Here is a 14,206-nt window from a genome sequence, read left to right on the forward strand (position 1 = left end):
ATTAAAAATTGATTCTAGTCTACAGAAATCAGACAAGAGAACAAAGCGCAAAGCCCCCCTAGGTCTAGGGGGCCGCCTTGTAGGGAAAAAATGTCCCAGCTAATAGGCTTTATTATTCACTAATTCCGCTAACTCATTTTCCGATAAGCATCCGCCACTTGCCCACCACTTACCTGTCGGTCATTCCCCGTTAGTTTCTTAAGAAGAGGTACTAAAGTAAACATGGCCAGTGAAATAGCAACCGTTATTAAACCAATTTTTATGAATAAGTGGTTATAAATAGGCAATGATAAATAAGGATTTGTGGAAATATTTGCAGGAATACTGGCGATGCTAGCCACTTTGCCTGCAATGATGCTAGCGACGGAAGCACACAGAAACCAAAGGCCCATAGTGAATCCCATAAATCGTTGTGGCACATAGCGGGCCGCCAAGGACAAACCAAGAGCACTTACCAAAAGTTCTCCCGTACTTTGCAACCAATAGGAAAAAACTAACCACATACCCGAAATTACCCCGTGGTGATTGAAGAGAGAACCCAATGGCAAGCATAAGAAGGCTAATCCAGCTAAGAGCGTTCCTAATGAAAACTTAGCTGGTAATGATAAATCTCGATTATGTTTATGCCATCCCTGGTAAAACCAAGCCATTACTGGGCTCATTACCATTACCCAAAATGAATTGAGCATTTGAAATTGAGCCGGTTGAATCGGAATACTTAGTATTGAGTGATGAACATTGCGCAAAGCAAATAATGACAACGACGTTGGCATTTGGAAATATAATACGAAAAAAACAACACCTTGAGCGAATAAAATTATAAATAAAAACATTCCTTTTCGTTCTTCCGGCGCTGCTTTAGCAATTAACCTCATATAAGAGAAGAGTAAAGTGATAGTCCCACCCAAAAGAAGCCAAGACACCATTTGATAATGATTTAATAAAAAATTGCTCCCGACGATTAACGCCGCTGTTCCCAATAAAACATAGCCAAAATAATTCCAGCGCATAGGCTTTTGGTCAGGGTTAGATCCGACGCCAACTACAGTCTTCCGCATAAAAAGAAAGTTTAAAATAGCAAGGATCATTCCAGCACAACAAACAGAAAAAGCCACATGCCAACCAAAAATTTTATTTAAAATGGGGGTGAGATTCATTGAAATGGCTCCACCGATATTAATGGCCATGTAATATAAGGTAAAACCACTATCTAGATTATGAGGTGTCTCCTCGTAAACTTTTGAGAGTAAACTGGAAGGATTGGCTTTGAAGAGCCCTACCCCTACTGCAATAAAAGCTAAGGGAAGTGCAAGATGATGGCTGGAAATTGCTGGTAAGGACAATAATAAATAGCCCAGCGCTAAAACTACTGCACCTAATAAAATCGTCCGTTTAGTTCCTAATACTTTATCACCAATATATCCGCCTAAACAGGGAAGTAAAAAAACTAAGGCACTAAAAGCAGCAAAAAGGAAATCAGCATGACTATCTTTATAACCCAATCGTTGGACCATGTATAAAACGAGTAGCGCTTGTACACCATAGAATCCAAATCGTTCCCAGATTTCGATGAAAAAGATGAGATAAAAAGGTTTAGGTTGCGCAGTCAAAGACCGAACTGACATGAGTACTCCTCGTAGTAGTGGATCACAATTTTTCCACTATATACGGATTTCCCAAAAAATCCAATAAAACAATTAAAAAATAAAGAATTTTTAGGCTCTTACCTGTACCTGAATCTCTCGTTTCACAGTTCTTAGAGATTTTTACCCAGGGATGTAATCTCTGTATTGGTTTAGGTAACTGTTTTAGAATTTAGGTAGCTCGAATTGCCAAAGGTTGTCTTTGAGCTTCGGCTCAACGTATCCAAAGCAGTGCAAGCATCAGTATCGCGCACAGTTGCAATCTCATAAAAGATCTCATAAAAGATTGCTGCGCAGCTATGACTTCTCGACTACGAGAACAAACCCCCCGACTACTAGAAAAAAGAGAGGAGAATTCCAATTTCAAGAGCTATAACAATTTCAAGATCTATAAAAAAGCATTTATTTCGGGTCATAGCACTATCCCTCTCCTTTATGTTCATCGGCTTATTGCGCAAAATCCATTTTGCGACAAAAACATCAAAGAATGCAACTATTCTTGAAAACACCCTCAACTCAATGACGATAAAAAAACCGCCGTCCAAAAGAATAGCGGGCAGGTTTGGGGAAATAAATTTATATCGAAACGATCTTTCTTAATTAAGACATATAGTATGGATATTACAACGACTGGTTAGCCGTATAACGACTTGGGAGAGAATTCCCCTGCATAATAAGCCCGCAAAGATAATTACGACAATACTAGCAAGTGCTTTTCTCATAAAAAGATCCTTCGTAATTGTTTATTTTAAGTTCACCTTTGATATCTGATTTGCGCGGTTTACATCTTATAAAAACATATTTTTCTGAAACTAAAGCGAATTTCTATATTAACTCAGAATTTAAAGATAAAAAGACCCTTCCCTTAATGGAGAACGGAAATTCCCTACAATATGAATTTAGAGAAACATTATCATAAAATTATTTTTCAATGGGTTACATGGTAAATTATTCTTATTTGTTGGTGCGTATGCAAAAAAATAACAATATCTCTCTAATTTTTCAGAAATAACTTAAACTCTCCCTTAAGAGAGACATTCAATAAAAGATGAGTCGAATTTATGATTTAAAAAATAAACGAGCGATGTCATTAATTGTCGCCTGAACCATCAGGAAAATGAAAAATACCATACCTAGGATTAAACCAATAATTTGAATGCGTTCAGGTACAGGACGGCGAAAAAGACCCTCAATTATCTGAAAAAAAGATGTCCACCATCTAATCCTGGGATGGGTAATAAGTTAATGAAACCGATTGTTAAGCTAATAAATCCAATAAAATCTAAATAGGCTTGAAATCCAGCTTGGGTTGCTTTCCCAGCCGCCTGAAATACCGTAATGGGACCTCCAAGGGTGTGGATAGAAATCTTGCCGACAATCATTTTTACCATAACCATCATATTAAAAGTCAAAAGCCGCCAAGTTTGCTCTACCGCCGACCGCCAAGCTCCCCAGAACGAATATTCTTCTTTGTAAATCAAATTAGCAGGCCATTGAGGGGGGTGGTTGCGATAAAACACCTAAATAACCTACCGTTGTCCCTTCCACGTACTTTTTACCCGTTGTTAAGGAAATTAGATGAGTTTCATTATTTCGCGTTACTGTGAGTTGAATTTTCTCATTTGGTTTTTGTCGGACATTATTAACCACTTCTAGCCAGTCTTTCACCGGCTGATAATTGATCGCCTTCACGCGATCACCCGGTTGTAATTGCGCTCTTTCTGCTGGCGACCCCTTCATTACTGAGGCGATGACGGGAGGAATTCTCGGTTGATAAGGAAGCAAACCCAAGCTTTTAAACACATCTGGACTGCGCTGATCTAAATTCCACTTCAATAATTCTAAATTCCGCAAACTTGCTTGAGAGGAATTTTGAGGCTTAACCATCATCTCCATTTGATTCCGATCACCCATTAGAGCAATTATTGCCATTAAAGCCTGCTGCCAGTTTTTAATCGCTTTCCCATCGATTTCTACCAATTCATCACCTGGTTTAATTCCTGCTTGCGCTGCGATTGAATGGGGGACAACTTTGCCCACAATAGGTCGAGTATGAGTCACGCCCATCAGATATACACCCCAGAAGGCAATCAGCGCTAACAAAAAATTAGTGAACGGTCCAGCAAGAACGACCAGCATTCGGATAAGAAGAGGTTTTTGGTTGAAGGCACGATGGGCATCTTTAGCAGACGTAATCTCATCGCCTTCTCCTAACATTTTAACATAGCCTCCTAGAGGCAAGAAAGCCAAAATATATTCCGTCCCACTCTTTCCCTTCCATTTCCAAAGTGCCTTACCAAAGCCAATAGAAAAACGCAATACTTTAATACCGCAGGCACAGGCAACAACAAAATGCCCTAACTCATGCAAAATGATGATGCTGAAGATGGCTATAATAGCGCCCAAAATGGCAATGACTAGACTCATAGAGGTACTATTGTGCCCGCGCTGAAGTGAAGTGTCCAGACTATGAGAAACTCAATGCAATAAATATAGACGCGCTGGCACAGCACAACCACAATTCTGCCATTTTGGCGTATGTGGTGGGTGGACCCCCCGGCTTCTGTGAACTCCAAAATCTCTCATTCATTAGGATGAGCAAATTAATTATAAAACCGAACGACTTTTAGAAATATTATCTTCGCAATGCATTTAAACAGCATTACTTATGAAACCCATGCAAAATTCTCTCTGGGGTTATCGTTGCAAAGCGCGATTGAGCGTAGAGTATGTAATTAAAAAAATATAAAGTTTTAGTCAGATTTTGCGAAATAAAGGTCGTTATATGGCTGATATTCAACTCTGTGAAATTTTAGACCCCTTAAGTATAGTTGGTCTACATATTTTAAGTTCAGCACACTCTTATATCAACTTAAAATACACAATAAGATTCCTCAAATAGAAATTGCAGTTGGTGATTAACAAGCTGCTATTATCGTTAGACACCTTTCACCTCTTCCTCCTTTCGATCTGGAAAAATTTCGTGCTTTTTCTAACGAATATCAATTAATACTCTATTTATAGAGACTAAATGAAAAGAATTCTTTAACTTATCATGTAGCAAATGTAGCAAACAAATAAGAAACTCACCATCCAATTTTTACTTCATCAATTTATTCAAATAAATATTTCCGTTAATCTGCATCAAAATACTGCTCGATTTAAAGTCTCAGGACCAACTACTAACTACTAACTAATTGATTTATTTTGTAGTATTGGTAATTTTTCATTACTTTTGGCCAAATATGTGAAGTACGTTGTAGAAGTTGAAGCTGATTTTACCTTACCGCTGTCGAACAAGCAAAAATAAATGCCCAAAATAATTCTATTTCAAGTGCAGAATTTTTTTGTGAAGATTTATTCGATTCTCCTTACATCGAAGAATGGGCAAAACGCCGTTATGACAAAATCATATTATTCTCTCCATAACGGCGCCAAAACACTCATATGCACTGATATAATGGATAGTAAAAACCAATGTTATCTACATTGTATATATCTCTTACAATTCGACAAGGTTGGCAGAAGATGCCAAAGAATTATTAGAGGTGATTATTTTTAAAAACCATAGGTCTCATTGATATGTTTCCTCACACCAATCATATAGAAGCCATGGCATTATTTACAAAATGTTAGAAAAAGTTGAACAATGGTTAGCTCAAATAGACCAGCAACAAAATAATCATCTGTTAAGAGAAGCCTGTAATCATCTGTTAAGAGAAGCCTGTTTATTCGCAGAACAATTAAGTGATCTCGCGCTCAAAGAAGATCTAGTGGAAAAAGGATTAGCGATTAGCCATCGACTCCGAATTGCGATACCTCCGTTGTGATAATAAGAAACTCGCTGCTGCGTTAATTTATCCCGCCTTTACACAATTGAAAGAATCAAATGAGGGGGTATCAACGAGCAAAATCGATGACGCTGTAATTAAATTATTAATTGGTGTTTGTCGCATGGATACTATTGATCACATATCGCTTTGGGCTAGTGAATTTTCTCAACAAAAAATTTTATTGATAATCTTCAGAAAATATTATTGGTGATAGTGGACGATATTCGTATCGTACTCATCAAATTAGCAGAGCGATTAGAGTTACCTTACGTTTTTTACGCAATTAATCTTCTTCTTTACAAAAAGATATTGCCCAAAAAATTATGGATCTTTATGCGCCATTAGCTAATCACCTAGGGGTCGGTCAACTTAAATGGCAAATAGAAGATTTGGCTTTTCGCTACCTGGACCATGATAATTACAGCAGGATTTCGAAATCTCTCAATATGCGGAGAATCGAGCAGGAAAAATATATTTCGGATTTCATCACACAATTAGAAAAATTGTTTTCAGATAACCATATTAAAAATTTTAATGTTTCTGGGTGGGCTAAATATATTTATAGTATTTATCGAAAGATACAAAGAAAAGAATTAGATTTCAGTGAGATATATGACATCAGTGCCGTGGGTATTTTAGTCCGTACATTAGAAGATTGTTATACCATTCTTGGTATCGTACATTCTCTCTGGAAACTCATATCAAAAGAATTCCATGAATATATCGGCAAACCTAAAGATAACGGCTATCGTTCTATTCACGCTGCCATCATTGGCCCAAAAAATCATAACGTTGAAATTCAAATCCGGACTTACGAAATCCACGAACAAGCGGAGTTAGGGGTTTCCGCTTATTCGAAATATAAAGAGGGAAAAAAAGCAATAAAAGAAGGTTATCCCAGTCGGGATTGGGCTCACATTAAGTTATTTAAAAAAACTCGTCAATCAAAAAGCAAAGTCCGTCATTAGTTTTCATAAAAAGGATTGAGAAAGTCAAATAGCCTCTGGAGAAGAAATCTGGGAAAAAGAGTATCCCAAACCTGTTTTGCCAAACAGACTCTTAATCAAATCTATTTTTCTTTTAATTTCGCTTCCGTAATAGATTTGTTAGCCACTATTGGTACAGGTGATATTGAAATCCAGTCGGTATTAAACCGCCTTCGAGCCTCAGAAAAAACTCCAGAGCCTCAAACATTTCTTATACCACTAGAAATGCGTCAAACAAAAATTAGTCCCTACATCAGTTTGGAAAAAAATGGGTAATTTGTTAATCCAATTAGCCCGGTGTTGCCAACCCCATTCCAGGCGATCTTATTGTTGGTTATATTACTCAGGGACGAGGGATAACCAATCCATCATCAAGATTACTTTAATTATCCAGCAGTCTCTTAAATATCGTCCCCAGTGGGTCACAATAATCCACTGGGATGAATCTTTACCTAAACAATATCCCGGTCGATGTTATAATTATCGCTGATAATAAGACTGTCATTATTCGCGAGATTACTAATACAATCACTAATGAAAACATTTCAATTTTAGAATTAAACAGCTATGTGAATAAGTTAGAAAATCGTTGTCACATCAATCTTACTATCAAAATTAAAAATTTAGAATCAGTTGATAAAGTTCTTAAACATTTACAAAAAATTCCGATATATTAAGTCTTAAACGAAAACGTTAAAAGGAGTTTTTACACTTCGTTTCAAGGATGTCCATTCTATAATTGAAAATTTCCAAAAAGTCGATTCACAACATTTGGTGAATCTTTTCGAAGCGTTTACTCAAGAATCAGATATTCCAACGAAACTTAATTTTATGGAGATTATGGGAGCTTCAAAAATATAAAATTCAGGATGAAAAAACATTGTTTGAAACTATCAACCGTGCTATTAAAGATTTTTTTCTTAACGACTATCTAAAAAATTTATCTATTGAGGGGAATGCAGTTGCATTAAGAAAAGCGATTACTTTGCCCAATAGAAATTGCGTACTCTTTTCATTACTCACGAAAAAATCTTTTTTCTAGTATCGAAGAGAGCCATCAAATAAAAAATAAGGATGTCCTTATCTTTACTGAGTGGATTAATATCGAAACGATAAGTGAGTATAATCACCAAAGAGAAACCAAAATTCTGGAAATGATCTTTCAGATACAAGATTAATTCACCCTATCTCCTCCTTTCTAAAAAAACTTTTACTAAGTGCATTTCCTAGCGCGCTTTGATAAAGAGAATATTACTCACCCCGGGAGTCAGAGAAGAAATAGAATTAGCTACTTATAATAAATTAACACAGTAAAAGTAGTTTTTCAGCCTTCCTGAGTTGTCACCGCTTCCTCTAACCTGGCGTTGGTAATCAGAGGTTTGCGAGTGAGTTCCACAATGTAAATGTATAATAATAAAGCTGCTACCCACAAAATGAACTGCCAGGCATCAGAGATTCTAAGATAACTCATTGCCAATCCAATGAGCCCTAAAATAAAGGATAAAGTACATAATAATAAAGTGGACAAAGAAGCATTCAAACCTGCCACATGTAGAAAATGATGAAAATGGTCCCGACTAGCTACTAATATGGGCTTTCGTTGTCGAACTCGCAAGGCAATGACGTTTATCAAATCGAAAAGAGGAAAAGCCATTATCCACAGCACCGTCATAGGATTAATCAACGCAGAATTTTGCTGGGATAAATCAATTGCAAACCACGCTAATAGGAAAGCGATAAAGGTACTTCCGGAATCTCCCAAAAAAATACTGGCATGTCTGCGCCAGGGCAATCGCATATTAAAGCTTAAAAAAACGATTAATAAAATAATTAAAATAAATAAAAATCGAGAATCTGAAACGCATTGTAACTGCTTGCTTAAAAAGAGTAATAAAACCGCTTGTCCTAAAGCAACGCCCCCGGCTAAGCCATCTTGACCATCGACCATATTCATGGCATTAATATTAGCTAATACTACTAATACTGTTAAAGGTATTGGCCATAAACCTATTTTTAAACCAAAAAAAATGAATTACTCAAATTAGAAAAGATCACATTCCCCCAAATAATCATCAGCAATGCCGCAAATAATTGGCCCACCAAGCGCAGCTTAGAACTTAAATCTCTAAAATCATCTACCACGCCCATAAGCACTAAAATGCTGCTACCTGCCAACATTCCTCGATAAGGAAGTAATGATGTTGAAAGTGCTAATAAAGCAAACCAAAAAGAAAAAAATAAAGCAATTCCCCCAATCAAAGGGACATTTTTTTCATGCCATTTCCGTCCATTGGGACGGTCCACAAACCCAATTCGAATAGCCAATGGTCGTAAGAGCCAAATACAAAATAACGAGGCTAAAAATGTAATTATACCACTTTTTAATAGTTCCATAAAATTCAACCTCTCCTGCTGACCTGAAAAATTGAACACCTTTATTGTTCCGCCACAAGAGGAAGATGATAACAAGGGTTAAAAAGACTATTCAAGCGGGATTGATTACAGAATAATAGCCTGAATTGTGGGATGGCAATATCATCGGTTGTTGATACCGATAGCTCCCAATTTCTGTAAAGCTACTGATGTGCGATAATGTTTGCTAACGGCAGAGTGTGGGCTTTGCTTGTACAGAAAAAAATACCTCAATAAATATTATTAGTGAAACAATTTGAACAATCTTTTTCATAAAATTCTCTTAAATAATTAAAAACAGCAGCGGTGTAGTTGAGTACTATCCAACCGCAATACTTGGAAATTCTGAAAAGAGCAATACAGGGTCGGTCAGTGGATATTGCGGGGGGGTTATGATTGTTAGATCACTTTTTTTATCGAATTCGTAATCCTTTGTAAGGTTTCTCTCCGGTTTCTAGATTGGGTTATGGGTCTACCAATGACGAGATAATCGCTTCCCGCTTTAATAGCCGCTTCAGGTGTGATGGTCCGTTTCTGATCATTTTTTTGATCCATCGCCAAACGAATACCAGGAGTTACTAATAAAAAATTTGATCCCAATTGTTTACGTAAAGCGGATATTTCATGCGCTGAACAGACTACCCCATCCAATCCCGATTTTTTAGCCAGCATTGCCATACGGCAAACCATTACGGATAGATCGTCGTTAATTCCTAACATTTTTAAGTCGTCGCTGTCTAAACTCGTTAAAACCGTAACACCGATTAAAAGCGGTTTTTTAGCGATCATCACGTTTTGTAGCGAATCGACCACAGTTTCCAACATGGTTCGTCCACCCAAAATATGAACATTAATCATCCATACGCCCAAAAGCGCAGCCGCGCGACAAGCACCAATTACTGTTTGCGGAATATCGTGAAATTTTAAATCCAAAAAAATTTGATAACCCTTGTGCATTAGTTCTTCAACAAGCGAAGGTCCATAACGTGTAAATAAAATATTTCCAATTTTAAGATGACATAATTGAGGGTCTAATGAAGACACTTGTTCACATGCTTGATCCCGAGTGTCGGCATCAATAGCAACGATAATTTTAGGTCCAGCCTTCTTTTCCATTTCAGTTTCCTTCCAAGCCTTGAATAGGCTTTACCATGTTCCAATGTTGGCAACTCGGGCAAAGCCAAAACAACATTTTTCCGGAAAGACCACAATGGGAACATCGATAGATAGGCTTATCTGCCAGCAGTTTCTCAATAAATCTATTTAAAATCAATAGCTTATCTCTATCATCACCGCTGGAATTGAGTAGATATAAGCTCACCAAATGGGCAAGCCCTCGCAAGGAGGGTTGCCGCTGAATTTGTTGGGCTACAAACTCAATAGCAACCTTCTTTCCTTCTTGACGTTGTAAATAATCTGAAATAGCTAATACGAGCGAAATTCGAGAATATCGCGCTAAGCACTCTTTAAAAAAAACAACTAATTTTTCTTCTTCATTTATATGTTGGTAACATTCAACAAGCGCTACCACCACTTCAGAAATATAATCGGGATCTTGATCAATGACTCGTTTATAACACCCAATGGCCTCTTTATAATGTCCCTCAGTACTTTCTTGACGAGCCTGAAGCAAACTGGCACGGACACAATTAGGATCTATGGCTTGTGCTCTCTTTAAGTAATAAGCGGCCTGGGAAGGGTGTCCTTTATCAATCATTTGTTCAGCTAATTCACAATGGTATTGAGCAATAATATCTTTAACAGGCTCACCCAAGGCCAATAATTTTTGCGCAGTCTCAATTGCTTTTTGCCAATCTTTCTCTTGTTGGTAAATGTGTAACAAAAATCGTAAGCTGCCTTGATTCTCTTCTTCCATTTCCACGAGCTCGAGAAATAAACGTTCTGCACGATCCAATACCCCAGCTCGCAAATAATCTTGTCCTAATTCAGATAAAGCATGAAATCGCTGTTCTTTGGCAAGTTGGGGTCGAGCAATTAAATTTTGATGAATACGAATAGCACGATCGACTTCGCCACGGCGACGAAATAGACTACCCAATGCTAAATGCGTTTCTATCGTATCTGTATCCACCTCGAGTAATTTAATAAAAACATCGACAGCTTTGTCAGGCTGTTCATTAATTAAATAATTTAAACCCTTAAAATAATTGTGACGTAAAGCGGGCGACAATTTAGAATTATTTCTAAATGAAACTTGATGACCCGCAAACCACCCTCCGATGGCTGCTAAAGGCAATAATAAAAAAAGTGTTTCGACAATCACTAATGAACATCCTTAATTGGAATAGTTCTTAAATTTTCCACTTCTTGTTCGATTTGTTTTACTTTATATTTAAGCCGACGAACGGTGTTTTTATTTTTAATCCAGGAAGGCAACAAAACAATAATTCCTAATGCCGCACCAACCAACAGTGCTAATAAGATTATCAACGGCAAATAAATGGTTTTTGTGTCCAGGTAATAATTGAGAACTATTTTTTGCGGATTAAGAGCGGCAAAGGTAATAGCTAACAAAATAATCAATATCCAAAAAAGATACGAAATGTAACGCATAAGTCCGTCCTTCATTCAGTTACGCGAGGAGTTTTCCAATCGATATTCTACCTGAAATTAATAAGAGATGCTTGGCTCATAAAAACGTAGAGCACTTCAGAGAAATGAAATAATTTTGTAGAGACTTATAAAGGGATAAAGAGAGAAATAATGCTGTTTTTCCCCTTTATAATGGGAAAAACAGCAGACAGTTTTATCTGAAGGATTTATGGAAAGGATTTATGAAATTTATCGATTTACTCTTCTTCTTTGTTCTGCATTTGCTCTTTGAGGAGATCTCCCAAAGTAGTTTTCGTCGACGCATCAGTTACCGTCCGACTTCCCTTATCAGAACGTCCTTCTACAGCTTTATGGGATACTTGAATGAGACGATTTTTACGATCAACATTAATGATTTTGACCGCGATTTCATCACCTACATTGAGTTCCTCTGTCAAATCTTTTACACGATCATAGGTGTAGTCTGCTAAGCGCATTTGACCAAACACCTGCTCGGCCAATTCTAAAATAGCTTGTTTGCTTTCAACTTCTTTTACTTTGGTTTGGATGATCGCATCTTTATCCTGTTTTTCCAGGAACTCTTCTACAGGATCGCCTTCGAGCTGTTTTATGCCCAGAGAAACCCGCTCACGCTCAGGATCGAGCGCCAAGATAACGGCTTCCACTTCATCGCCTTTCTTGTAACGACGAATTGCTTCCTCACCACTTTCTGACCAGGAAATATCGGATAAATGTATGAGACCATCGATATCACCCTCCAATCCAATAAACATGCCGAAATCGGTAATGGAGCGAATTTTAGCTGTAATTTTTTCATCTTTTTGATGTTTTTCAGCGAATTCTTGCCAGGGATTACGCTTGCATTGCTTAATCCCCAATGAAATACGACGACGCTCTTCGTCGATTTCAAGCACCATAACCTCGACCTCTTCTCCAGGTCGAACCACTTTACTGGGATGAATATTTTTATTAGTCCAATCCAATTCAGAAGTATGGACTAACCCTTCTATACCCTCTTCAAGTTGAACAAAGCAACCGTAATCCGTGATATTGGTTACTTTGCCAAATACTCGCGAGTTTACGGGGTAGCGTCGGTCAATATTTAGCCAGGGATCATCGGCCAATTGTTTCATTCCTAATGACACACGATTTTTATCGCGATCAAATTTGAGAACTTTAACGTGAACCTCATCCCCTACATTAAGCAACTCACTTGGATGTTTGAGGCGTTTCCAAGCCATATCAGTGATATGGAGTAAACCATCAACGCCTCCTAAATCGACAAAAGCACCATAATCAGTAATATTTTTAATAACCCCTTTAACTTCTTGGCCCTCCTGGAGTTCCTCTAATCGAGCGAGACGCTCAGCGCTAGATTCAGCCTCCATTACGGCACGTCGGGAAACAACAACATTATTTCGATGGCGATCCATCTTAATAATTTTGAAATCATGTTCGGTATCTTTTAGGGAATCTGGGTCTCGAATAGGTTTGACGTCTACTAAAGAACCCGGCAAAAAAGCACGAATTGAATTAATTTCCACAGTAAATCCACCTTTAACCCGTTCTACGATCTTGCCTTTAACCAATTCTCCGGTTTTATAAGATTTTTCAAGCTGGTTCCAAGCTTTCGTACGACGTGCTTTTTCACGTGATAAACGGGTTTCACCAAAACCATTGTCAGGAGTATCAACCACCACGTCCACTTCATTACCCACATGGATTTCTTCTTGGCGGAATTCAGAAGCAGGTATGACTCCTTCGGATTTAAGACCGGCATTGACAATTACTCGGTCGGGTCCAATTTCAACAATAGTAGCCTTAACTAAAGCACCAGGCCGTAAATCAGTTTCTGTTAAACTTTTTTCAAATAAATCAGCAAAATTTTCGCTCATGCACTCACACATTATTTTCAACCATATCAAAGGGGGTTGTATTATCGTTAAATTTTTCTGTCTAAAATTTTATTCTGTCTAAGTCTAAGACAGATAGGCAAGACCCCTCCCTCTCCCCTAACCAAGACCCTAACTTAATTAACTAAGTCCCCGCGCTCTTTGATGTGGTTCATAACCTTTACAAAAACTTCTTCGATACTTAGTTTAGTGGTATCGATAATCAGAGCATCCGATGCGGGTTTGGTAGGAGAAATCATTCGGTTAACATCACGGCGATCACGCTCTTCTACATTTTCTTGGATCTCATTCAGGTTAGCATTAATCCCTTGTTTTTGCAACTGCCTATAGCGCCGGTAAGCGCGTTCTTTCGAGTCGGCATCAAAATAGAATTTAAGAGTAGCGTTGGTAAAAACAACCGTTCCCATATCGCGACCATCAGCCACTAACCCCGGCCAACGACGAAAATCATGCTGGTATTGAAAAACGGCTCGCCGAACTACCGACAGAGCTGAAGCCTTAGAAGCTAAAGCGCCACACTTTTCGGTTCGGATGGCCTCCGTAATATCATGGTTATCACAACTGACTTTTAGATTTCTAACAACAGGCTGGTTTTCGACTGCTATTTGAAGTCGTTTTAGAAGATCAGCAATTACTTTCTGGTCTGTTAAGGAAACCCCATAGTAAGATAATGCCCAAGCTATCGTACGGTAAATAATCCCACTATCCAAAATATGCCAATGTAAAGCTTGAGCGACTCTAAGAGCAATAGTCCCTTTTCCGGAACCGGAAGGACCATCAATGGTAATAACCGGGGCTTGTTTTTTTAGATTACCCATATTTCGTTCCATTGGAAAGGATTAAAG

General features: G+C 37.9%; 13 protein-coding genes and 2 pseudogenes. 6 read left to right on the forward strand and 9 right to left on the reverse strand.

Annotation, left to right across the window (positions count from 1 at the left end; all coding sequences use genetic code 11):
- Positions 1-99: 99 nt before the first annotated feature.
- The 3 genes and pseudogenes from MRH55_RS06260 to rseP all read right to left on the reverse strand — a co-directional run bounded on the left by MRH55_RS06260 (position 100) and on the right by rseP (position 4,070).
- Positions 100-1,625: pseudogene (locus MRH55_RS06260) on the reverse strand (oligopeptide:H+ symporter).
- A gap of 1,211 nt (positions 1,626-2,836) precedes the next feature.
- Positions 2,837-3,124 (reverse strand): site-2 protease family protein, encoded by a 288-nt coding sequence (locus MRH55_RS06265; RefSeq protein ID WP_304985339.1) that lies wholly within the window; start codon positions 3,122-3,124, stop codon positions 2,837-2,839.
- Position 3,125: 1 nt separating this feature from the next.
- Positions 3,126-4,070, reverse strand: coding sequence for an RIP metalloprotease RseP (gene rseP, locus MRH55_RS06270; protein ID WP_304985340.1), 945 nt, complete (start codon positions 4,068-4,070; stop codon positions 3,126-3,128).
- 1,202 nt (positions 4,071-5,272) lie between these two features.
- Between rseP and MRH55_RS06275 the strand changes: the two genes are divergently transcribed.
- The 6 genes from MRH55_RS06275 to MRH55_RS06295 all read left to right on the forward strand — a co-directional run bounded on the left by MRH55_RS06275 (position 5,273) and on the right by MRH55_RS06295 (position 7,139).
- The gene (locus MRH55_RS06275; protein WP_304985341.1) at positions 5,273-5,473 is read left to right on the forward strand and encodes a hypothetical protein; all 201 of its coding nucleotides are present in this window, start codon (positions 5,273-5,275) and stop codon (positions 5,471-5,473) included.
- Positions 5,474-5,689: 216 nt separating this feature from the next.
- Positions 5,690-5,821, forward strand: a complete 132-nt coding sequence (locus MRH55_RS06280) for a hypothetical protein (RefSeq protein WP_304985342.1) — start codon at positions 5,690-5,692, stop codon at positions 5,819-5,821.
- Positions 5,800-6,444 carry a RelA/SpoT-related domain-containing protein gene (locus tag MRH55_RS06285; RefSeq protein WP_304985343.1) on the forward strand — a complete coding sequence of 215 codons (645 nt, stop codon included), beginning with the start codon at positions 5,800-5,802 and terminating at the stop codon, positions 6,442-6,444. The genes MRH55_RS06280 and MRH55_RS06285 overlap by 22 nt, the downstream gene beginning before the upstream one ends.
- A gap of 15 nt (positions 6,445-6,459) precedes the next feature.
- Positions 6,460-6,738, forward strand: a complete 279-nt coding sequence (locus tag MRH55_RS08195; RefSeq protein WP_500784509.1) for a RelA/SpoT AH/RIS domain-containing protein — start codon at positions 6,460-6,462, stop codon at positions 6,736-6,738.
- Between the two features lie 50 nt (positions 6,739-6,788).
- Positions 6,789-6,848 (forward strand): hypothetical protein, encoded by a 60-nt coding sequence (locus MRH55_RS08200; protein WP_500784523.1) that lies wholly within the window; start codon positions 6,789-6,791, stop codon positions 6,846-6,848.
- A gap of 54 nt (positions 6,849-6,902) precedes the next feature.
- Positions 6,903-7,139, forward strand: a complete 237-nt coding sequence (locus MRH55_RS06295) for an ACT domain-containing protein (RefSeq protein ID WP_304985345.1) — start codon at positions 6,903-6,905, stop codon at positions 7,137-7,139.
- Positions 7,140-7,786: 647 nt separating this feature from the next.
- On the opposite strand, the pseudogene MRH55_RS06300 reads toward MRH55_RS06295, so the two are convergent.
- From MRH55_RS06300 to cmk, 6 genes and pseudogenes are all read right to left on the reverse strand, one after another.
- Positions 7,787-8,856, reverse strand: a pseudogene (locus MRH55_RS06300) (MraY family glycosyltransferase).
- Between the two features lie 417 nt (positions 8,857-9,273).
- Complete coding sequence (pyrF, locus tag MRH55_RS06305) at positions 9,274-9,990, reverse strand: orotidine-5'-phosphate decarboxylase (RefSeq protein WP_304985346.1); 717 nt, start codon at positions 9,988-9,990, stop codon at positions 9,274-9,276.
- Position 9,991: 1 nt separating this feature from the next.
- Positions 9,992-11,158, reverse strand: coding sequence for a lipopolysaccharide assembly protein LapB (gene lapB / locus MRH55_RS06310; RefSeq protein ID WP_304985347.1), 1,167 nt, complete (start codon positions 11,156-11,158; stop codon positions 9,992-9,994).
- The gene (locus MRH55_RS06315; RefSeq protein ID WP_304985348.1) at positions 11,158-11,448 is read right to left on the reverse strand and encodes a lipopolysaccharide assembly protein LapA domain-containing protein; all 291 of its coding nucleotides are present in this window, start codon (positions 11,446-11,448) and stop codon (positions 11,158-11,160) included. The genes lapB and MRH55_RS06315 overlap by 1 nt, the downstream gene beginning before the upstream one ends.
- A 236-nt stretch (positions 11,449-11,684) precedes the next feature.
- On the reverse strand, positions 11,685-13,343 hold the full coding sequence (gene rpsA, locus MRH55_RS06320) for a 30S ribosomal protein S1 (protein WP_304985349.1): 1,659 nt from the start codon (positions 13,341-13,343) through the stop codon (positions 11,685-11,687).
- Positions 13,344-13,477: 134 nt separating this feature from the next.
- Positions 13,478-14,191 (reverse strand): (d)CMP kinase, encoded by a 714-nt coding sequence (gene cmk, locus MRH55_RS06325; protein WP_304985350.1) that lies wholly within the window; start codon positions 14,189-14,191, stop codon positions 13,478-13,480.
- Positions 14,192-14,206: the final 15 nt, after the last annotated feature.

This window comes from Coxiella-like endosymbiont (assembly GCF_030643785.1).
In the GTDB taxonomy this organism is placed as follows: Bacteria; Pseudomonadota; Gammaproteobacteria; order Coxiellales; family Coxiellaceae; genus Coxiella.

Excerpts from the sequence above, each read along its gene's own strand:
- rseP (WP_304985340.1), bottom strand. The coding sequence starts at position 4,070 with ATGAGTCTAGTCATTGCCATTTTGGGCGCTATTATAGCCATCTTCAGC.
- MRH55_RS06275 (WP_304985341.1), top strand. The coding sequence starts at position 5,273 with ATGTTAGAAAAAGTTGAACAATGGTTAGCTCAAATAGACCAGCAACAA.
- MRH55_RS06285 (WP_304985343.1), top strand. The coding sequence starts at position 5,800 with ATGGATCTTTATGCGCCATTAGCTAATCACCTAGGGGTCGGTCAACTT.
- MRH55_RS06295 (WP_304985345.1), top strand. The coding sequence starts at position 6,903 with ATGAATCTTTACCTAAACAATATCCCGGTCGATGTTATAATTATCGCT.
- pyrF (WP_304985346.1), bottom strand. The coding sequence starts at position 9,990 with ATGGAAAAGAAGGCTGGACCTAAAATTATCGTTGCTATTGATGCCGAC.
- MRH55_RS06315 (WP_304985348.1), bottom strand. The coding sequence starts at position 11,448 with ATGCGTTACATTTCGTATCTTTTTTGGATATTGATTATTTTGTTAGCT.
- rpsA (WP_304985349.1), bottom strand. The coding sequence starts at position 13,343 with ATGAGCGAAAATTTTGCTGATTTATTTGAAAAAAGTTTAACAGAAACT.
- cmk (WP_304985350.1), bottom strand. The coding sequence starts at position 14,191 with ATGGAACGAAATATGGGTAATCTAAAAAAACAAGCCCCGGTTATTACC.